The sequence below is a fragment of the Streptomyces sp. NBC_00258 genome (genome assembly GCF_036182465.1).
GTDB lineage: Bacteria > Actinomycetota > Actinomycetes > Streptomycetales > Streptomycetaceae > Streptomyces.
In genome coordinates, this window is record NZ_CP108081.1 from 8,100,513 (window position 1) to 8,121,010 (window position 20,498).

The 20,498-nt window shown below is 71.5% G+C and carries 18 protein-coding genes; 11 read left to right on the plus strand and 7 right to left on the minus strand.

Going from position 1 to position 20,498, the window contains the following annotated elements; all coding sequences use genetic code 11:
* Positions 1–96: 96 nt before the first annotated feature.
* Positions 97–759 (plus strand): FadR/GntR family transcriptional regulator, encoded by a 663-nt coding sequence (locus OG718_RS36165; protein WP_443055366.1) that lies wholly within the window; start codon positions 97–99, stop codon positions 757–759.
* Positions 756–1,196, plus strand: coding sequence for a protein-tyrosine phosphatase family protein (locus OG718_RS36170; protein WP_143632005.1), 441 nt, complete (start codon positions 756–758; stop codon positions 1,194–1,196). Before OG718_RS36165 ends, OG718_RS36170 begins: the two co-directional genes overlap by 4 nt.
* 140 nt (positions 1,197–1,336) lie before the next feature.
* Here OG718_RS36170 and OG718_RS36175 read toward each other — a convergent pair whose 3' ends face one another.
* Positions 1,337–3,052, minus strand: coding sequence for a subtype B tannase (locus tag OG718_RS36175; protein ID WP_328846182.1), 1,716 nt, complete (start codon positions 3,050–3,052; stop codon positions 1,337–1,339).
* Between the two features lie 203 nt (positions 3,053–3,255).
* Between OG718_RS36175 and OG718_RS36180 the strand changes: the two genes are divergently transcribed.
* Positions 3,256–4,452, plus strand: coding sequence for an abortive phage infection protein (locus tag OG718_RS36180; protein WP_328846183.1), 1,197 nt, complete (start codon positions 3,256–3,258; stop codon positions 4,450–4,452).
* 21 nt (positions 4,453–4,473) lie between these two features.
* On the opposite strand, the gene OG718_RS36185 is transcribed toward OG718_RS36180, so the two are convergent.
* Entirely contained in the window at positions 4,474–5,046 is a 573-nt protein-coding gene (locus OG718_RS36185; RefSeq protein ID WP_143632001.1) for a class I SAM-dependent methyltransferase, read from the minus strand.
* 55 nt (positions 5,047–5,101) lie between these two features.
* On the opposite strand from OG718_RS36185, the gene OG718_RS36190 reads away from it, so the two are divergent.
* A complete protein-coding gene (locus OG718_RS36190; protein ID WP_143631999.1) occupies positions 5,102–5,881 on the plus strand; it encodes an AraC family transcriptional regulator in 780 nt (259 codons plus the stop codon).
* Between the two features lie 10 nt (positions 5,882–5,891).
* Here the strand turns inward: OG718_RS36190 and OG718_RS36195 are convergent, their stop codons facing one another.
* Positions 5,892–6,488: a CGNR zinc finger domain-containing protein gene (locus OG718_RS36195; protein WP_143631997.1), complete on the minus strand. Its 597-nt coding sequence runs from the start codon at positions 6,486–6,488 to the stop codon at positions 5,892–5,894.
* A 56-nt stretch (positions 6,489–6,544) separates the two neighbouring features.
* On the opposite strand from OG718_RS36195, the gene OG718_RS36200 reads away from it, so the two are divergent.
* Positions 6,545–7,783 carry an MFS transporter gene (locus OG718_RS36200; RefSeq protein ID WP_328846184.1) on the plus strand — a complete coding sequence of 413 codons (1,239 nt, stop codon included), beginning with the start codon at positions 6,545–6,547 and terminating at the stop codon, positions 7,781–7,783.
* A gap of 99 nt (positions 7,784–7,882) precedes the next feature.
* Here OG718_RS36200 and OG718_RS36205 read toward each other — a convergent pair whose 3' ends face one another.
* Positions 7,883–9,235 (minus strand): mucin-1, encoded by a 1,353-nt coding sequence (locus OG718_RS36205; RefSeq protein ID WP_328846185.1) that lies wholly within the window; start codon positions 9,233–9,235, stop codon positions 7,883–7,885.
* Between the two features lie 181 nt (positions 9,236–9,416).
* Here OG718_RS36205 and OG718_RS36210 point away from each other — a divergent pair, with 181 nt between their 5' ends.
* The 4 genes from OG718_RS36210 (at position 9,417) to OG718_RS36225 (ending at position 13,819) form a co-directional block, all read left to right on the plus strand.
* Positions 9,417–10,436, plus strand: coding sequence for a LacI family DNA-binding transcriptional regulator (locus tag OG718_RS36210; RefSeq protein WP_328846186.1), 1,020 nt, complete (start codon positions 9,417–9,419; stop codon positions 10,434–10,436).
* A 119-nt stretch (positions 10,437–10,555) separates the two neighbouring features.
* Complete coding sequence (locus tag OG718_RS36215; protein WP_143631990.1) at positions 10,556–11,899, plus strand: ABC transporter substrate-binding protein; 1,344 nt, start codon at positions 10,556–10,558, stop codon at positions 11,897–11,899.
* A gap of 64 nt (positions 11,900–11,963) precedes the next feature.
* Positions 11,964–12,980 carry a carbohydrate ABC transporter permease gene (locus OG718_RS36220; protein ID WP_143631988.1) on the plus strand — a complete coding sequence of 339 codons (1,017 nt, stop codon included), beginning with the start codon at positions 11,964–11,966 and terminating at the stop codon, positions 12,978–12,980.
* Between the two features lie 2 nt (positions 12,981–12,982).
* A complete protein-coding gene (locus OG718_RS36225; protein WP_143631986.1) occupies positions 12,983–13,819 on the plus strand; it encodes a carbohydrate ABC transporter permease in 837 nt (278 codons plus the stop codon).
* Between the two features lie 15 nt (positions 13,820–13,834).
* On the opposite strand, the gene OG718_RS36230 is transcribed toward OG718_RS36225, so the two are convergent.
* From OG718_RS36230 to OG718_RS36240, 3 genes are all read right to left on the minus strand, one after another.
* On the minus strand, positions 13,835–14,815 hold the full coding sequence (locus OG718_RS36230; RefSeq protein ID WP_328846187.1) for a winged helix-turn-helix domain-containing protein: 981 nt from the start codon (positions 14,813–14,815) through the stop codon (positions 13,835–13,837).
* Positions 14,816–15,185: 370 nt separating this feature from the next.
* Positions 15,186–15,818, minus strand: coding sequence for a response regulator transcription factor (locus OG718_RS36235; protein WP_328847891.1), 633 nt, complete (start codon positions 15,816–15,818; stop codon positions 15,186–15,188).
* The gene (locus OG718_RS36240; protein WP_328847892.1) at positions 15,818–17,089 is read right to left on the minus strand and encodes a sensor histidine kinase; all 1,272 of its coding nucleotides are present in this window, start codon (positions 17,087–17,089) and stop codon (positions 15,818–15,820) included. Before OG718_RS36240 ends, OG718_RS36235 begins: the two co-directional genes overlap by 1 nt.
* 198 nt (positions 17,090–17,287) lie before the next feature.
* On the opposite strand from OG718_RS36240, the gene OG718_RS36245 reads away from it, so the two are divergent.
* Both OG718_RS36245 and OG718_RS36250 read left to right on the plus strand, forming a co-directional pair.
* Positions 17,288–18,025: an ABC transporter ATP-binding protein gene (locus OG718_RS36245; RefSeq protein ID WP_328846188.1), complete on the plus strand. Its 738-nt coding sequence runs from the start codon at positions 17,288–17,290 to the stop codon at positions 18,023–18,025.
* Positions 18,019–20,475 carry an FtsX-like permease family protein gene (locus OG718_RS36250; RefSeq protein WP_328846189.1) on the plus strand — a complete coding sequence of 819 codons (2,457 nt, stop codon included), beginning with the start codon at positions 18,019–18,021 and terminating at the stop codon, positions 20,473–20,475. The genes OG718_RS36245 and OG718_RS36250 overlap by 7 nt, the downstream gene beginning before the upstream one ends.
* Positions 20,476–20,498: the final 23 nt, after the last annotated feature.

The window sequence follows — 20,498 nt, forward strand, 5'->3', positions numbered from 1 at the left end:
GAAGCGGGCCCCAAGGACGCCGTTCCCAGGAGCTCGGCCCCCCGGGCGCGCTCGGTCCGTGAGCCGCGGGTGAGCAGCCAGATCCAGCGCGAGGTCATGCAGCTGATCCTCGACCGCAGGCTCCGGGCCGGCGCGCCCCTGCCCACCGAGGCCGAACTGATGGAGTCCCTCGGCGTCAGCCGCAACTCCGTCCGCGAGGCCCTCAAGGCGCTCCAGGCCCTCGACATCGTGGAGATCAGACACGGCTACGGCACCTACGTCGGCGAGGCGTCACTGACCCCGCTCGTCGACGGCCTGACCTTCCGCACGCTGGCCCAACAGGGCGACGACACGGGCGCGTTGGCCGAGATACTCCAGGTCAGGGAGGTCCTGGAGGAGGGGCTCGTCCGGCGGGTCACGGGCACGCTCTCGGACGCGGAGCTGGCGCGGCTGGAGGCCGTGGTGGAACGGATGGAGAAGGCGGGCCGGGCGGGCCGCCCGTTCCCCGAACTCGACCGGGAATTCCATGAGTTGCTGTACGCGTCACTCGGAAACGCCCTGGTGCCCCAGTTGTTGGGCGCCTTCTGGACCGTGTTCCGTCGGGTCGCCGGTGTGCGGGGCTGGACGGACGATCCGACGCCCGACGTGACGGTCCGCCGCCATCGTGACATCGTCATCGCCTTGAGAGCGGGAGACGTGGAGGGGGCACAGAAGGCGATGGCGGACCATTTCCGCGGTATCGAGGCGCGGGCCGCGCAGGAGTCACGGGGGGTCGGATGAGCGAGGGCTGGGACGAGGGGGCGGCCGGCGTCCTGCGGCTGCCGTCCGGGCGGCTGGTGCGGGGCCGGGGGCTGCGGCACGGGCTCGACCCCTCGGCAGTCCGGCCGACGTACGGCCTCTATCTCCTCGGCAAGCAGCCGCCCGAAGTCCCTTGGGACACACGGTGGTTGAAGTGGCCGGACTTCTGGCTGCCCCGGGACAGGGCGGACGCGCGGAAGGTCCTGACGGAGACCTGGGGGCGGGCCGTGGACTCAGGCGAGCGTGTCGAGGTCGCCTGCGGGGGCGGTCGCGGACGGACCGGCACGGCACTGGCCTGCCTGGCCGTCCTGGACGGCGTACCGCCCGAGGAGGCCGTGGAGTTCGTACGACGGAACTACGACCGCCACGCCGTGGAGACGCCGTGGCAGCGGACGTACGTACGCAGGTTCGCGGAGTGAGTGAAGGGGCCGGCGGGGCTGTCCGGTGAGCACGACACCGCGGCGCCGAGCCCGGTTGTCCGGGGGATTCGGCGCCGCGGTGGGCGGTGTGCGTCCTATGACGGGAACGGGCACCGCGTCTGTGGGGGTGGGGCGGGGCGCTACTTCGCGGAGCGCTTCCTGTAGCCCGTCACCTTGGCGATCCAGGCCATGAAGTCGGCCGGGTCCTCGTTGGAGCCGTGTCCGCCGTCCCAGTACATGAAGGCGTCGACGTCGTCGCCCAGGTTCTCCAGGCTCAGCGCGAGGTTGCCGACGACGCTGAGCGAGGTGTCGCTGTCCTTGGTGCCGACGCGGATCCACCAGTGCTTCGACCGGGCCGGGTTGCGCTTCTCGATGAAGTGCATCGGGTTCATCAGGTCGAGCTTCGCGGGCAGGTCGCGGGGGAGCCGCGCACTGGTGCTGCCCTCGTGGCGCAGGCTGTAGAGCGTGAAGTGGCGTGCCTTCGTCGTCCCCGTGCCGAACAGGTTGTTCTCGCCCGAGGAGAGGTCGAAGGCGTCGAACGCCGGGGTGTCCTTCTTCCGGGCGCCCACGTGGGTGAGGAAGTCGGCCCAGGAGAAGGCCGCCCTGCCGCCGGACCACGTGATGAACGTGTTCGCGGCCAGGTAGGTCGCACGGTCGGAGTCCGACAGGGCGGCCAGGTACTTGGTGGCCGACGGCTCCAGATACGTCTTCACCATGTACTTGTCGAGGTTGCGGGCCGTGACGGTACCGAAGCCCTTCGCCTTGAGTTTGAGAGACGCCTGGTAGTCGGCGAACGCGGTGCTCAGTTCCCTGGACACGGTCCGGTCGACCAGCGAGCCCGAACTCAGCTTGTTGGCGCCCCAGTTCCACTCGTACGCCATGTCGGCGTGTTCGAGGTCGGTGATGGGGCACCAGTCGCCGCTGGCGAAGACGGCGTCGCTCGCGTCGGCCGCGCCCAGCTCCTTGAGGTACTTGTCGTAGAGCGGGCTGTCTCCGGACGCGCCGAGCAGGGCGGACATGGCACCGCCCGCGCTGGTCCCGGAGGAGACGATCCGGTCGGTGTTGCCGGGGATGCGGCCCTTGTTGGCGCGTACGTACCGGACCGCGGCTTTCAGGTCGACGATGGCGGCCGGGGCGGTGCCGTAGTACGTGCCGTCCGAGTCGACGAGGGTGCGGCCGCGGGCGCCCGGCTCCACGACGACGTACCCCGTCACCAGGGCCAGCTTGCCGAGGTTGACCATCGCGCCCTGGCCGTCCACCATCGCGTTGCCGCCGGACTGCACCTCGCCCGAGCCCGAGCCCGAGCCGGTGCCGGTGCCGGTGCCGGTGCCGCCGGACGCGGACGGGGATGCCGACGCGCCGGGAGCGGCACTGGCGTTCGCGCCGCCCGTCGCCCCGCCGCCGGGGCCGCCGGTCATCTCGCCGCCGCCCACGCCGGTGGCCTCCGCGACGGACGACGGCATGTAACCGCCCACTGAGTTGGCGAGGAGGATCGGGGCGCCGGTGGTGTCCACCGCCTTGCCGTCGATCTCGACCGGAACGCTGACGTTCAGGCTCTGGTACTTCTCGTCGACCGGCTTGGTGACGTACGTGATGGCCTTGTAGAAGTGGTACTTCACCTCGTGTTCGTCACCGGCGGCGTCCGTGATCGTCGTCGTCAGTTCCGTGCAGGCGTCCTTGTCGAAGGCGAGGGCGCCGGACGAGCCGGACGCCTTCGCTCCGGGCTCGCCGGACGACTCGCCGGACGCCTGCGCGCTCAGGGCGAAGCCGCCGGCCGCCGCGACACCCGCTGTCGCGCCGATCCCCAAGACGACACTCCTGCGCTTGACCGCCCTGTGCTTCACGATGTCTCCCATGTCCGCCGGTCTCGTTGTCGCGAACGTAATTCGCTCGCGACAAAAGTGTCAACAATTCTGTTGATGACATGGTGAACGCTCAGGAACTCATGGTCGGCACACAGCTTCCGGACACTTCCGACGGCCGACGCTCATCCCTTGGTCGGGGTGTCGTAGACCATCGGCCGACAGCCGGAAGCGCCCCGGCTCAACAGACTGTCGGCATGGAGAACACGGGGAACGGCAAGGGCAGGAACGCAGGGATCAGCAGGGCGCGGTTCATGGCGGCAGCGGCGGTCATGGGGGTCGGAGCGGCGGCGGGACTGCCGGCCGCCGGGGCGTCCGCCTCGACGCCCGCGCCCCGGGCGCCCTCTCCGGCGCCGCGAGCCGCGGCCGGCGGGTCGCGCGGGCTCAGGCACCGAGGCGTCGTCTACACCGTCGGGGCCGGGGAGACCCCGGGGACGGCGTGGAGCGGGCGGAGGATGCGCGGCGACGTCCGGGCGATCGCGGACGACCTGCACGCCGACACCGTCGAGGTCACCGGGGACGGGGTCGAGCGGCTGAACGCCACGGCGAGCGAGGTCGCCGAGCGCGGGCTGCACGTCTGGCTGCAGCCGACGCTGGGGGACGTGCCGGAGCGGGAGATCCTGGAGCACCTGGCGGAGGCGGGCCGGCACGGGGAACGGCTGCGGAAGGAGGGGGCCCGGGTCACCCTCGCCGTGGGCTGCGAGTTCTGGCTGTTCGTGCCGGGGATCGTGCCGGGGGTCGACGTCTTCGAGCGGATCGACAACCTGGAGAAGGGCAACTTCGATCTCGCGAAGATGCAGAAGCGGCTGGCCGCGTTCACCGCGAAGGCGGCGGCGGTCGGCCGGTCCGTCTTCCGCGGCAGGCTCAGTTACGCCGCCATGCAGGATCCGACCTTCGAGAACGTCGACTGGAACCTCTTCGACATCGTGGGGATCGACTACTACTCGTACTTCCCGCAACGGGCCGACTACGTCCGTGAGTTGAGGAAGTTCCAGCGCTGGGGCAAACCGCTCGCCATCACCGAGTTCGGCACCTGTACGTTCGTCGGCGCCCCGGAACAGGGCGGGATGGGCTGGAACATCGTCGACTACGGCAAGACACCCCCGGAGATCAAGGGGAACGTGGTCCGCAGCGAGCGCGTACAGGCCGCGTACCTCACCGATCTCCTCGACGTCTTCGAGTCCATGAACCTGCACGCGGCGATGACGTTCGAGTTCATCACCGCCGACGCTCCGCACCGCCCCGACAAGCCGCTCCACGACCTCGACATGGCCTCGTACGCCATCGTCAAGCCCATCAAGGACCGCCCCGACGACCCGGACTCGGACTGGCACTGGGAGCCGAAGGAGGCCTTCCACGCGGTGGCCCGGCACTACGGCAGGGCGGGCCGCTGAGCGGTCCGCGGCCGGTCGGGCTCACGGGCGGGTGGCGCGGAAACGGACGGCACCGGAGTCGGGGTGCCGGTCCACCGACACGTCCGCGAAGCCCGCCTTCGCGAGACGGTCCGGAAGGCCGGCCGGATCCACCGTGTTCATCGTGTCCCGGAAGTGCAGCAGCCGGAACCGGAAGCTCGGCTGGCTGTCGCACCCGGCGAAGACACCGCCGGGGCGCAGCACGCGGTGCGCCTCCGCGAAGATCCGGTCCTGCTGCGCGGCCGTCGGCACGTGGTGGAGCATCACGAAGCAGACGACGGAGGAGAAGCTCTCGTCCGGCAGCGGCATCGCGGCCCCGTCGGCGTGCAGGATCGTGGCCCGGTCGCCCCATTTCCCTTCCAGCAGGGCGGCCGTGCCCTCGTCGATCTCGACGGCGGTGACACGGGGGACCTGCTCGATCAGTACCCGGAGATTCGCGCCGTAGCCCGGACCGATCTCCAGTACGTCGTCGCCGAGGGGTACGTCGGCCAGGGTCCAGGGGAGGATGTGGTCCCTGGTCGCCAGGGCCCACTTCTCGGAGCTGCACAGCTTGCGGTGTGCTCGGTTCATCGGCATGAGGCGACGGTACGAGCGGGGCGGCGGTGTCCGACACGGGCTACGCTGCCGACCCATGTCGCCAGACGGACAGCCGGATGGACGGCCGGCCGTACAGCCGGCCGCCACCGCGATCTTCATCGGCCACTTCGCGATGCCGAGGGGCAGCGCGTTCGGCCGGCACTGGCACACGTTCCACCAACTCGCCTGGGCCGCAAAGGGGTTGCTGCGCGTGACCAGCGAGCGCGGCGCCTGGCTGCTGCCGCCGTCGCTGGCGCTGTGGATCCCCGCCGGGCTGGCCCATGCGACGGAGGCGGAGGGCGACGCCGTCATGCGGTCTCCGTACGTGAACCCGGAGGCGTGTCCGGAGATCACATGGACCGAGCCCACGGTGGTGGGCGTGGACCCGCTGCTCCGCGCACTCGTCGACCACCTCGTGCGCGGGGACCTCGCCCCGGACGCCCGGTCGCGGGCCGAGGCCGTCCTCCTCGACGTACTGCGTCCCGTACCGGTGACGAGCGTGTCCGTGACCGAGCCCCGGGATCCCCGTACGCGGGCGGTGGCCCGGGCGCTCGCCCAACACCCCGCCGACGGGCGCGCGTTGGAGGCCTGGGGCGGGGAGGTCGGCGCGAGCGCCCGTACCCTGGCCCGGCTCTTCGTCGCCGAGACGGGCCTCGCCTTCGGCCAGTGGCGCGAACGCCTGCGCATGCAGATCGCGATGCCGCTCCTCGCCGAGGGGCTGACGACGGAGGCGGTGGCCCGTCGGGTGGGCTACGCCTCCGCCAGTTCGTTCGTGGCGGCGTTCCGGCGGATCGTGGGGGTCACACCTCGGCAGTACTTCCCGGTCCGCGACTGACGGGCGCGCGCTACGAGTTGCCGGAACCCGAGTTCGTGTCCGGGGCCCTCTGCCCCCGGCGGTGGGCCGCGACGCGTACACGGGTCGCGCAGCGGCGGGAGCAGTAACGGCGGGCCGGACCCGGGCCCGAGGTGATGTAGACGTTCCGGCAGGCGGGCGAGGCGCACAGGCCGCCGGGCGCGCGCTGGTGGTCCCAGAGAAGGACGGTCAGCGCCAGGCACGACGAGGTCAGGAACCACTCGTCCCACGGGGCGTCGTCGTGGCTGTCGAGGTGGGGGTGCCACGGAGTACCGCCGCCGTGCGAGGTGAGCCGCAACGGTCCGGTCTGTTCCACCAGCAGGCGGTTGAGAGCGGCCGCGGCGGCGTCGACGTCCTCGGCGGCGAAGACCTCACGGAGGAGGAGGGCGGCCGCACGCATCCGTACGACGTCGTCCTCGGCGAGTTCGACGGGCTCCGACTCGCCGTACTCCCGCAGCACTTCGGCCACGTCTTTGGGCTGTGGCTGCCGGTCGCCCGTACCCGACAGGACGTTGATCAGGGCCGCGGTGCGCCGGGCGTTGGCCAGGACGGAGTGCCGCGTCGACCAGTCGTCGGAAAGAGCTGCCATGGGCCGAATGTAACGCATATTGCGCAGGTTTGAGTTACGTACGTAACGTCATCCCGATGAAGAGGCGTTACGCGATGATGTCCTTCCTCGTCGGGGCGGCAGCGGCGCGGGCGGGCGACGAGATGTCCGGTCCGGCGCTGTTGCTGGCGGGGTACGCGGTCGGAGGGTCGGCCACGGAGGCGTCGGCGTTGCTGGCGGGCATCACGGTCTCGGCGGCGGTCGGCGGCCCGCTGCTCGGAGTGCTCCTCGACAGGTCCCCGAGGCCGGGCCGCCTGCTGGCCCGGGCCCTCGCCCTCTACGGGACGGGCCTGGTGGCGATCCTCCTGAGCCTCGGCCGCCTTCCCTTCGAACTCACGGTCCTGATCGCCGTGTTCACGGGGCTCCTCGGGCCGGCCCTGTCCGGCGGCTGGACCGCCCAGCTCCCCAGGGTCGTGCCCCGTGAGCGGCTGCCACGTGCGAACGCGCTCGACGCGATGACGTTCAGCCTGGCGAGTCTGGCCGGCCCGGCACTCGCCGGAGCGCTCGCGCATCTCCTCGGAGCACCGGCCGCCGTGGTGGCGTCGGCCGCGCTGATCGCTTTCGCCCTGCCCGCGGCGTGGACCCTGCCCACGGGCCGCGACCGCGGCCGGGATCGAGACTGTGACCCGGTTCCGGTCCCGGTCCGGGACCGGAACTGGGACAACGCCCCGCCAACCGCGTCCGCGTCCATGACCGCCGACCTCGCCGCCGGCATCCGCTGCATCACCCGTACCCGACCGCTGGCCCGGACCACCCTCGCCTCGGTCGTCTCCTGCATGGGCCTGGGCATGCTGATCACCTGCACCCCGCTGCTCGGTGAGCGGACCTTCGGTTCGGCCGCCGACGGCACGCTGCTCCTGTCCTGCACGGCGGTCTCGGCCCTCGCCGCCAATGCCGTACTCGCACGTCGTCCCCGCGCCATCGCGCCGGACACGATCATCTGGGGCAGCACGCTGATCCTGGCGGTCGCGCTCGTGCTGTCCGCGACCGGCCACCCGGTCCTGGTCGTCGCGGCGGCCCTGACGGCGGGTGTGGGTGAAGGACCGCAACTCGCCGCGTTGTTGGCGATCCGGCACCGGGAGTCACCGGAACGTCTCCGCAGCCAGGTCTTCACGACAGGCGCCAGCCTCAAGATCACCGGCTTCGCGCTCGGCGCGGCCGTCGCCGGCCCGCTCGCGACGCACTCGCTGCCGACCGCGCTCCTCACGGCGGCGGGGGTGCAACTCGTCGCGGGCCTGAGCTTCCACGCCCTCGCCGCCGGCAGAACCATGTCGTAGGACCGAGCGGTCGACACCCGCCCGGACTCGTCGGGAACCGGCGCGCGGCGGCGTCCGGCCGCGGCCCAGCCCGCCGGGCCGGGCCGCGGTGGGGGCGGGTCAGCGCGGTGCCGGTCCGGGCCAGACGGCCGAGGCGTCGTCACGGTCGGGGTCCGGCAGCCGGACCGGGCGGACCGGGACGGCGTGGGCGCGTCCTTCGGTGACGGCGCTCCAGGGGGCGGGGTGCCCGGAGTAGCACAGGGCCGTCAGGGCGAAGACCCCGTCGGCGTAGACCTCGACGTACTCGCCGACGGTGAGGATGCGCAGGGTGGCGGCGGGTTCGGTGAGGACCGTCTCGCCGAGGCGGGTGCCGTCGGGGCCGGTGACCCAGAGGTTCTTGCCGTCGCAGCCCACGGTGAGGGCGGGCCGCCCGGCACCCGGGGCGTCCGTGCGCAGGGTGACCTCGACGGGCCGGCCGGATACGCCGATGTCGCCGACCGCGTGCAGGACGGGGCGGTCCGTCTCCTCGCCGAGCCAGGTGTTCAGGCCGGCCCACCATTCCAGTCGGGGCGCCGAATCCTTCCGTACGACAAGGGACTTGGGCTGGGCGAGCATGCCACGGCAACGGTCGCCGGTGTCGGTGAGGCCGACCTGACGGGGAGTGGTGTGCAGGACGACGCGGGAGCCGTCGGGGGCGGCGACGACACGCGGGGCGTAGGCGCCGGTCGGACCGAGGGGGCCGCGACGGGTCCAGGGGCCGCGCAGACGGGGGGCGGTCCACGCCTCGAAGCCGCGGGTGGCACCGATGGAGCCGAGCAGCAGCCAGCTGCCGTCGTCGAGGCGTTCCAGAACCGGGCACTCCAACTCGTCGACGTCCCCGGGTGAGACGAGCGGCGGGTGGACCGTCCAGTGCTCCAGGTCGGTGGACGTGGCCAGCGCCACGCAGCCGCCGGCCTCCACCGGCAGCGAGGCGTCGCTCGCGCAGACGGCCATCACCCAGCCCTCGCCCTCGTCGTCGCGCACGACGAACGGGTCGCGCCAGCCCATGCGTTCACCGGTGCGGTACCAGCGCGGGTCCGCCTCGACGACCGGCGCGGTGCCGTGGCGCCGCCAGCCCGTGCCGTCGGTGCGGTCGGAGTACGCGAGGCCGACGGACTGCAGCGGCCAGCCGTCCGCCGTCAGCCCGCTCACTCCCGTGTAGAACATGGCCATTCCGCCGCCGTGCCGGAACGGGTGCATGGTCCACACGGCCTGCTGGTCGAAGCGTCCGGGCAGCCCGTTGCCGAAGGCGGTGCCCTGGGGCTGCCAGCTGACCAGGTCGGTGGAGGTCGCCCGGCCGTAGGAGGTCTCCATCCGCAGGTGGTCGAACTCCGCTGTCCAGGGCCCCTGCAGGTGCAGCACCGCGTACGTGCCGTCCTCGTCGCGCAGGAGGGCGAAGTCGTTCACGCACAGGCCGGGCGGGGCGTATCGCATGCACAGTTCCTGTCGGCTCACAGCGCCCAAACGCATGCGCTGACCATTGACCTAAGCGGCATCTATTGAGAATCGGCCCAAGTAAATATGAACGCAAACGCTTGCGCAACAGCGGGGGCAGGTTTACGGTCACGTCACTCACCGATCACACCGACGTGAAATCAACGGGAGGAACTGAGCCGTGACGGCCAGCATCAACGACGTCGCCCGCGCCGCCAGCGTCTCCGCGTCCACCGTGTCCCGCGCCCTGCGCGGCCGGGCAGGCGTCTCCGACGAGGTGCGGGACCGGATCGCGGCCGTCGCCGCCCAGCTCGGCTACACCGCGTCCCGCTCCGCCTCCAGCCTGGCCAGCGGCCGCACCTTCACCATCGGGGTCGTCGTCCCTTACGTGGGGCGCTGGTTCTTCGGCACGGTGCTCGACGCGGCGGAGCAGGTGTTCAGCGCCGCCGGGTACGACGTCCTGCTCTACAACCTGGGCGCGCCCGAGTCACGCAAGCGTTTCTTCACCAAGCTGCCGGTCCGCAAGCGGGTGGACGCGGTGCTTTCGCTGCTCATCCCCGACGAGGACGAGTCCGCGGCGCTGCGTTCCCTGGGGGTGCCGCTGGCCAGCACGGTCGGTGGCGCCCGGCCCGGCTTCACCGTGGTCGGCATCGACGACCGGGCCGGTGCGGAGAGCGCCGTACGGCATCTGGTGAACCTCGGGCACCGCCGGATCGGCATGATCAGCGGATCCAGCGGGCCGTTGCACTGGACCACGCCCATCGAGCGCCGCCGGGCGTATCTCGACGTCCTGGCCGAGGCCGGGATCGGGCACGACCCGGCCCTGGAGGCGGACGGCGACTACACCGTCGAGGGCGGCGAGCGGGCGATGACCGAGCTGCTGGCCGCCTCCCGGCCGCCGACCGCCGTGTTCGCGCAGTCCGACGAGATGGCGATGGGCGCGCTGCGTGCCCTGCGGCGGCATCGGCTGAAGGTGCCGGACGACGTGTCGGTCGTCGGCTTCGACGATCATGAACTCGCCGACGTGGTGGGGCTGACGACCGTCGCCCAGCCGGTCGCGGGCCAGGGCGCCGAGGCCGCCCGGCTGCTGCTCCGGCAGCTGGACGAGCCGGCTGCCGAACACCCCGGCCATGTGGAGATGCCCATCCGCCTCGTCCTGCGCGAGACCACCGCCCCGCCGCGCCCGCGCGGACCGCAGTGACTCCCTGAGCCCCACACCCCCACGCCTGGAAGCACGTCAGCACATCGGCACATCGGCACGTCCGCACTTCGAACCCTCGCCACAGCTTCGAATCCTCGCCACAGCACGGAGGCATGACCATGAGTTCAAGGACCAGAAGGTACCGCCGCACAGCCTGTACGGGTCTGGCCCTCGTCCTGCCCCTGGCGGCGCTGGCCGCCTGCGGCGGGGGCGGTGGCACCGACACCTCCGCCGAGGCGGGCAGCGGCAAGGGCACCATCAGCGTCTGGGCCCACCAGGGACAGAAGAGCGAGGCCGCCGCGCTGCAGAACGCGGTGAAGTCCTTCAACTCCTCGCAGAGCGGGATCAAGGTCGACCTGAAGCTGATCCCCGAGACCGACTACACCAAGACCATCACCGCCACCGACGCCGCCGAGCTGCCCGACGTCATGGAGTTCGACGGTCCGACCATGGCGAACTTCGTCTACAACAAGAAGCTCGCCCCGATCGACACGTACGTCTCCGCCAAGACCATGGACAACGCGACCCCCGCCGCCAAGGCGCAGGGCGAGATCGGCGGCAAGCACTACGGCCTGGGCATGTTCGACTCCGGGCTCGGGATGTACGGCAGCAAGAAGCTGCTGGACGCCGCCGGGGTGAAGTACCCGACGAGCCTGTCCGACGCCTGGACGGCGGACGAGTTCACCGCCGCCCTCAAGGCGCTCAAGGCCAAGGACTCCGACGGAAAGGTCCTCGACCTCCAGGAGACCGGCGGCTTCGCCAACGAGTGGGGCACCTACGGCTTCGCCCCGGTCGTCTGGTCCGCGGGCGGCTCCCTCCTCAAGGACGGCAAGGCGGAAGGCGCTCTCGACACACCTGCCGTGGTCTCGGCGCTGAAGACCTTCCAGTCCTGGAAGACCTACGTCGACCCCAACACCGACGGCAACGCCTTCGCAAAGGGCCGGGTCGCGCTGAGCTGGGTCGGCCACTGGATGTACCCGGCCTACAGCGAGGCCCTCGGCGACGACCTCGTCGTGATGCCGCTGCCCGACTTCGGCAACGGCCCCAAGACGGGCCAGGGTTCCTGGGCGTGGGGCATCGGTGCTGACACCAAGAACGCCAAGGCCGCGGGCGCGTTCCTCGACACCCTGCTGAACGACACCAACGTCACCGCGATGACCACGGCCAACGGCGCCCCGCCCGCCACCAAGTCGGCGCTCGCCGAGAACGAGCTCTACAAGCAGGGCGGCCCGCTCCAGCTCTTCGCCGACCAGCTCGCCAAGCCCTGCGGCGACAGCGACATCACCAAGTCCTGCGTCGCCGTCACCCGCCCGGTGACCGCCGGATACCCCGTGATCACCTCGAAGTTCAGCCAGGCGCTCAGCTCCGTCTACGGCGGCGCCGATCCCAAGGACGCGCTGGCCAAGGCGGCCCGTGCCATCGACCGGGACTTCTCCGACAACGCCGGCTACGAGATCCCGTAGGACCCATCGGCCGGGGCGGGCCCGCACCCGTCGCACCCGCCCCCGCCGGGAACAGGACTCACCTGTGAAATCCGTCGAACCCGCGCACACCGCGCCGCACGACCGGGAGAAGGCACCACCCGTGACACTCGCCAAGCCCGCGCGGCCGACGCGTCCGGTGCGTTCCGGGCGTCCGGGGCGCAAGAACCGCGACTGGTTGCACGGGTTGCTGATGTCCGCGCCCGCCCTCGTCGGACTGATCGCCTTCGTCGGCGTCCCGTTCGGCTACGCAGTCGTCCTCTCCTTCTACAACGTGCGCCTCGGATCCCCGCTGGAGCCCAGCTTCTTCGGCCTGGAGCAGTACCGGCGGCTGTTCACCGACCCCGACCTGTCCGGCCCGTTCCTGCGGGCCCTGCTGAACAACCTGACCTTCGCCGTGGTCGTCGTACCACTCCAGACGGGCCTCGCGCTGGCCCTGGCGATCCTGCTCAACCGCAAGCTCAAGGCGATCGGCCTGTTCCGGTCCTTCTTCTTCATGCCGGTCGTCTTCCCGATGGCCCTGGTCGCGGTCATCTGGCGGCTCATCCTCGCCCGCAGCGGCGACGGTCTGCTCAACTCGGCGCTGCACACGGTGAGTTTCGGCAACTGGGGCGCTTTCGACTGGCTCGGCGACGGCGCCACCGCGATGGCCTCGATCATCGTGCTGTCCGTCTGGCAGGGCGTCGGCTTCCAGATGGTCATCCTGCTCGCCGGCCTCCAGCAGATCCCCGGCGAGCTCTACGAGGCCGCCCAGCTCGACCGGGCCTCACCCTGGCAGCAGTTCCGCCACATCACCCTGCCCGGCATCCGCGGCACCCTCGTCTTCGTCGCGATGCTCACCTCGGTGCTGTCCTTCCGGGTCTTCGACCAGGTGTACGTCCTCGTCCACGGCGGCGGTCTCGACGAGGACGCCACCCGCACCGTGATGTACCAGGCCGTCACGACCGCCTTCGACCAGAACAACATCGGTCAGGCGTCCGCGATCACGGTCGTCTTCTTCCTGATCGTCGTCGCCCTGACCCTCATCCAGCGCCGCGTCGTCCGCCCCGGCAACGAGGACTGATCATGACCCGCACACCGCTGCGCCGCTTTCTCGACTACGCCGTCCTGAGCGTGCTGGCCTTCATCTTCGTCCTCCCCGTCCTGTACCTGTTGATCGGCAGTCTCAAGCCGTCCGACGAGGTGCTGAACGGCCTGTCCGGCTTCCTCCCCACGCACCTCTCCTTCGACAACTACAGTGCCGTCCTGAACAGCTTCGACTCGGACGCCACCGGCTACTTCTGGCGCTTCATGGGCATCTCGCTGCTGCTGGCCACCGTCGTGGTCTTCGGCGGGATGATCGTCAACTCCATGGCCGCCTACGGGCTTTCGCGGCTGAAGTGGCGAGGCCGCAACGCCGTCTTCACCCTCGTCCTGCTGCTGATGCTCGTGCCCTTCGAGGCGGTGGCCGTGCCGCTGTTCTACATGTTCAACGACCAGCGCAACACCATCTACATCCAGGCCGTCCCCTTCATCGCCCACGCCTTCTCCATCTACCAGTTCGCCACGTTCTTCCGCGCGATCCCGCCCAGCATCGAGGAAGCCGCGCGCATCGACGGCGCCGGACCCTGGCGCACCTTCTTCGCGATCATCGTCCCCATGAGCAAGCCGGTGTTCGCGTCGGTGGCCATCCTGACGTTCCTCACCCAGTGGGGTGCCTTCCTCTGGCCCGTCCTGATGGTCTCCGACCCCTCGGTGCGTCCGCTGCCGCTGCAGATGAGCGTCTTCCAGGGCCAGCTGCCCGTGGACTGGGGCCAGGTCCTCGCCTTCGGCGTGCTGCTGGTGCTCCCCGTCCTGATCGTCTTCGCGTTCTTCCAGCGCTGGTTCGTCCAGGGAGTGGCCAGCTCGGCCGTGAAGGGCTGAGCACCCCGACAGGCCCTAGGTCAGAAGCTCGACGAGGGCCTCGCCGCGTGGGGTGAGGCTCATCCTGACGGACTGGCCCCGGCGCTCACGGACGAGGAGGCCGGCGTCCTCCAGTTGGTGGCAGTGGTAAGTGACTGTCGCTGGGGCGCAGTTGAGGTGGGCGGCCGTCTCGCTCACGGTCGGGCGGTGGGCCAGGTGCCGGAGGATTCTCGCCCGGACCCGGCCGGCGACGTGACTCAGCGCGTCGCGGGACTCCGGCGAGGGCTCCTGCCCGGTCCATGCGAGCGCCAGACCTCGGGCCGGGTAGCCGAGCGAGACGCTGTCCCGGGCGTCGAGGCTGAAGATCGAGGCGTTGGTGCCGGACAGCAGGGGGACCAGGAGGAACCGCCGGTCGCCGAGGGCATGGTCGCCGATCCGGCCGCCGTTGTAGACGAGATCGTCGCCGTCCAGCCTCCACAACGCGTTGAGCTGGGACAGGACGATCCCGAGCTGTCCCGTCACGGAGGCGATCCCGACGCGCTCGGCCTCCCGCTCGTACACGGCCCGCGTCCGCCGCAGCGCCGGTGCGCACGTCGTCCGGACGGCGTCCAGCGCGTCCGCGAAGGCCACGGCGTACCGGCGGGGGTCACGCAGCGCGGGCTCCCACCGGTCCGGTATCCGCCCGCCGAACGTGAAGTCGATCCCCTCCAGCACGGTGTCGGCCGGCAGGTCACGCATCAGCGCCAGCGCCTCGCGGATCTCCTGGTCCGAGCCGGCCGCTTCCATCGACAGCCAGTCCGGTATGGGCGACACCCCGGGTACGAACAGAGAGGGCAGCAACTGGGCGGCGTCCTGCGGCAATCCGGCGCGGACGGTCCGCCGCACGTGCGGGAGCACACCCTGCGGACGGCCACCCATGGCGTCGACCAGCAGGGAGACGATCGTGGTGCCCGGCCGGTAAGCCACCTCGACGTTCAGCTGATCGACCCGCCCCAGCCGCACCCTCGACTCCGCCACAGATCCCTCCCCAGGCCATGTGGTCCCACCGACCATGTCACCACGCTCCGCACCGCCGCCGCGCCTGCGCTTTTAGACGAGGTTCGAAAGTGTTGCCCCGCGCTCGCCCACCCCGCACGCTGGGTGGTGACAGCGCCGGGCAGTTCGAGGCCGGCACGCACGCGGCCCTGCGCGGGGGAGGGGGCCGCGACACCGGCACGGGCACGTGCCCGGCGCTGTCCTGCTTCGGCGACGGGGAGTTGCGCAAGGTCGGCCGAACGATCCGGGCGGTCACGTCGAGCACGGCCGGGCGTTCCGCGCCATCGATGGGCGCACGCGGCACGCAGGTGGCAACGAACGCCGTACGGCGGCCCGGTGCGCCCGGTCAGGATCAGGCCCGCAGGTATGTGAGGACGGCCAGGACCCTGCGGTGGGTCTTGTCCGTCGGAGGCAGGTCCAGCTTGGTGAGGATGTTGCCGATGTGCTTGCCGACCGCGGCTTCGGAAACCACCAGTTCCCTTGCGATCGCGCCGTTGGACCTGCCTTCTGCGATCAGCGCCAGCACCTCGCGTTCGCGCGGGGTGAGCTGCTCCAGCGGATCGCGGCGGCGGCGCAGCAACTGGCGCACCACCTCGGGGTCGACCACCGTCCCGCCGTCCGCCACCTTGTGCAGCGCTTCCACGAACTCCTCGACCTGGCCGACCCGGTCCTTGAGCAGATAGCCGACGCCCGATCCGTCGCCGGAGTCCAGGAGTTCGGCGGCGTACGTCCGTTGCACGTACTGACTGAGGACCAGGACCGGGAGTGCGGGGCGCTTCTCCCGCAGCCGCACTGCCGCGTGCAGGCCCTCGTCCTGGAAACCGGGCGGCATGCGTACGTCCGTCACCACGATGTCGGGGGCGTGCTCCTCGACCGCGGTGACCAGTGCCTGCGCGTCGCCGACGGCCGCCACCACCTCGTGGCCGCAGCGGACGAGCAGGCCGATGAGCCCTTCCCGCAGCAGCACGCTGTCCTCGGCCAGCACTACGCGGAGCGGTCGGCCGCCTTGGTCAACTGGCAAGGAAACTCCACATGCAACAGAGTCGGTCCACCCGGCGGACTGGTCAGGGAGAGTCTGCCATCCAGGACCGACACCCGGTCCGCGAGACCGGTGAGGCCGCTGCCCGCCGAGGCGTCCGCGCCGCCGCATCCGTCGTCGCGCACCTCGAGGAACAGGCGTCCGTCGCGATGACCGCCGCTCACCTGCGCGCGGTCGGCCCCGCTGTGCTTGGCAACGTTGGCCAGCGTCTCGCAGACCACGAAGTACGCCGCGGACTCGACCGCCCGGGGCAGCCTGCCCGGCAGTTCGAGGTCGACGTCGACGGGGACCGCGCAGCGGTCGGCGGCGTCGGCGACCGCGGCTTGCAGGCCGTAGTCCGTGAGGACCTTGGGGTGGATGCCGTGGATGAGCTCCCGCAGCTCCGCGAGCACCTTGCCGGCCTCCGCGTGGGCCTTGGCGAGCTGGTCGGCGAGCGGGCCGGGCGGGGTGTCCAGGCGGGCCAGCCCGAGCATCATCGTCAGGGCCACCAGGCGCTGTTGGGCGCCGTCATGCAGATCGCGCTCGATTCGGCGCCGCTCGGCCTCGAAGGCATCCACCAACCGGACGCGGGAGCGGGCCAGTTCGACCACCTTGACGCCGAGCTCGCCCTCGCGGGAGGCGATCAGCAGCCGGGTCAGCTCGGCGCGGGCGCCCGCCGTGACGCCGAGCAGGTAGGCGCACAGGACCATCAGGAGCAGGCCCAGTACGGCGACGCCGAACGCGGTCGGCCACGTGGTGACCGTCCACTGCTTGAGCACCTTCGCCTCTTGGCCGTCGCCGACGGTCGCCATCAGCAACGGGGTGGCGACCATGGACAGCGGGAAGAACAGGGCGACCGTGATCGCCAGGGCGTCGACCGGCCACAGCAGCCCGGCGAACAGAAACGCGTACCCGAGCTCCCGCCAGGTCGCCTGCTCGCGCAGGCGGGTGGTCAGCCAGGCCCACAGTCCCGGCGCGGTCGGCATCTGGTGCCGACCGGACACCCGGTCGCGGTCGATCAGGCGCAGCCTGCGCCGCTCCACCCAGGCCACCGGGATCCCGCTGAGGGCGACCACGACGAGCAGCGGAAGCCCCACCACGACGATGGCGAGCGCCCCGCAGACCGTCACCACCGTCACGATCGCCACCAGGGCGGCGACGCCGGTCACCGCGCCGGTGAGCAGATACGCGGCGGACCGCCAGGGCCAGGCCGACAGCAGGAAGCCCGGCCGGGACATGGCCTGCCACACATTCCGAGAGTGCATGTGCATGAACGTAAGTGGCCCCACCGGTCCGGTGCCATCGGCCCTGGGTCCGTATCGGGGGTAGGCCTGGCACTACCCCAAGACTCGTTCGGGCCGTACTGCGTCCCGAGGGCCTTCCGCGGTTTCGTGGAGGCACCGATGAGCCGAGCAGCAGGTGCTGGTGGGGGAAACATGACCAACGACGTGATCCGGTTGCGCTCCGTGACCCGGCGGTACGGCGCGGGCGGCATGTCCGTCACCGCCCTCGACCAGGTATCGCTCGCCTTCCCCAGGGGGACGTTCACCGCTGTGATGGGCCCGTCCGGTTCCGGCAAGTCGACCCTGCTGCAGTGTGCCGCGGGCCTCGACCGGCCGACATCGGGCTCGGTCACCGTGGGCGACACGGAGCTGACCGGGCTGAGCGAGACCAAGCTGACCCTGCTGCGCCGCGAGCGCATCGGCTTTGTCTTCCAGGCGTTCAACCTGCTGCCGTCGCTGACCGCCGAGCAGAACGTGGCGCTGCCGCTGCGACTCGCCGGCCGCCGCCCGAGGAAGGACCGGGTGCGCGAGGTGCTCCAGCAGGTCGGACTCGGCGACCGGGCGCGGCACCGGCCGACGGAGATGTCCGGCGGCCAGCAGCAGCGGGTCGCCCTGGCCCGCGCCCTGATCACCCGCCCCGAGGTGCTGTTCGGCGACGAGCCGACCGGCTCGCTCGACTCGCAGACCAGCCGCGAGGTGCTGACCCTGCTGCGCGGCATGGTCGACCGGGAGGGCCAGACGGTCATCATGGTCACCCACGACCCCGTCGCCGCCTCCTACGCCGACCGCCTCGTCTTCCTCGTCGACGGCCGTGTCGACGGCGAGCTGACCGGCGCCTGTGCCGAGGACATCGCGGCGCGCATGACCAAGCTGGAGGCCGCGCCGTGCTGAGCACCGCCCTGCGCGTCCTGCGCACCCGCTGGGTCACCTTCGTCGGCAGTTTCGTCGCCCTCTCCCTGGGCGTGGCGCTGATCGCCGACATGGGGCTGGCCCTGGCGTCCTCGCTGGACGCACCCGACCGGGGGGCGGAGCGGTTCGCCGCCGCGCCGGTCGTCGTCAAGGGCCAGGACGCCCTCAGTGTGCCCACCTCGATCGGCGACCGCACCGAGAAGCTCGCGCAACCGCGTGCCGTGCCCGACCACACGGTCGCGAAGCTGCGGGACCTGGGGACCGTCGTCGAGGACCGGTCGTTCGCCGTGAGGGCCGAGGGCGGCCCCGGCGATCTGGTGGGCCACCCCTGGTCCACCGCCGCCTTCGCGCCGTACGGGCTCGACGCGGGACGCGCGCCCGAGGCGGCGGACGAGGCTGTCGTCAGCGGTGACTGGGCCCGTCCGGGCACCCGGGTGCGGACCGACGCCGGCACCGTGCGCGTCGTCGGCACCGTGGCCGGGCTCGGTTTCGAGAACGCCGTGTTCTACACCGACACCCGCGCCGCCGAACTGTCGCCGCGCAGCCTCCAGTTGGTGGTCGACGCCGATGCGGCGGCCGTGCGCGAGGCGGTGCGCGGCAGCGAGGGCGTCCAGGTCCTCACCGGGGACGCGCGCCGGTACGCCGACGCCGACCCCGACCGGGACAGCGAGGCCCTCACCGCGATGAACGCCATGTTCGGCACCGCAGGCGGTGTCACCGGGTTCGTGTCGGTGTTCGTGGTGGCCTCGACCTTCGCGTTCGCGGTGGCCCAGCGGCGCCGTGAGTTCGGGCTGCTGCGCACTGCCGGGGCGACCCCGGGGCAGATCCGCCGCATGGTCGTCTCCGAGGCACTCGTGGTCGGTGTGCTCGCCTCGGCCGCCGGCTGTGTGCTCGGCTCCTACGGGGCTCCGAGGCTCGCCGAGTGGGCGGTCGACGAGAGCCTCGCGCCCCGCTGGTTCGCCATCGGCGACCACACCTGGCCCTACCACATTGCTTTCTGGACGGGCCTGTTCGTGGCCCTGTGCGGTGTGGTGGCCGCGTCCTGGCGGGCGGGGCGCACCGGTCCCGCCGAGGCGCTGCGCGAGGCGTCCGTGGACACCGGGGCGATGACACGGGGCCGTCGGCTGTTCGGCACGGCGCTGCTGATCACCGCAGCGGTGACGCTGGCCCTTGCCCTGGTGACCAACCCGGGCGAACTGCTGCAGCGCAAGACCTATGTGAGCCGGCCGATGCTGCTGATCACCGCGGTCGCGCTGCTCGCGCCGGTGCTGGTGCGGCCACTGGCCCGGCTGGTCGCCTGGCTGCCGGCCCGACTGCCCGGCGCCGGCGGGATGCTGGTGCGGGAGAACGCCGCCGCCGGGGTGCGCCGCACCGCCGCCGTCGCAGCGCCTGTGCTGGTCACGGTCGCGCTGGCGGGTTCGCTGCTGGGCGCCACCGCCACCCTCAACGAGGCGAAGGCCACCGAGGCCCGTGAGCAGACGGCCGCCGACTTCGTGGTCACCCCGGCGGGCGACTCCGGGTTCGACGGCGCGACGCTGAAGCGGCTTCGGGCCATGTCAGGTGTCCACGTCTCCGCGAGCTCGTCGAGCGCCGTGTACGTCCTGGAGGACGGAGTGGCGCTCATCAGGTCCGATGCCAGGGCCGTCGAGCCGGAAACACTCGCGGCAACGGCCCGTCTCCCGCTCGCCGCAGGGAAGTCGAGCGATCTGGACGACGACTCGATCATCGTCAACCAGGAGTGGGAGAGGCACACCGTGGGCGAGCGGGTGGACGTGTGGCTCGGCGACGGCACGAGGAAGTCTCTGAGGATCGCCGCGGTCATGACCATCGGCACCGGCGACAACGGCGTCTACGTCACCCCGCGCAACGCCCCCGCGGATCCCGTCGACCGGGTCGACGTACGCCTCGTGGACGGCGCCCACCCGGGCACCGTGGCCGCCGGTCTGCGAGAGGCGGTGCGGGCGGCGGGCGGGGAGGTCCTCACCAAGGACGCCTGGGTGCGGGCGACTTACCCCGAGACCAGCCGGACGACCCGGACGGGTTTCCTCCTGGTCCTCGGGATCGCCCTCCTCTACACGGGCATCTCGCTGGCCAACACGATGGTCATGGCGACCTCCGACCGGGTCCGCGACCTCGCTGTGCTGCGGCTGGCCGGCGCCACCGACCGGCAGGTGCTGCGACTGGTGGGCGCCGAGGCGCTGTTGGTGGTCGCGGTCGGCGGGCTGCTCGGAGCATTGGTCGCCGGACTCAACCTGTTGGGCATGTGGAGCGCGCTCGAGCTGCTCTCGGTACGGACGTCCATCGAGATCCCGTGGGCGACGCTCGCAGCGGCCATGGGCGCCTGCGCGGTGCTCGCCGTGATCTCGGCGGTCGTCCCGGCCGGCCTCTCCCTGCGGCGCAGGGCAGTTGAGCTGGCGGGCGTACGGGAGTGAGCATCTGGCAACAGATGAAGGGG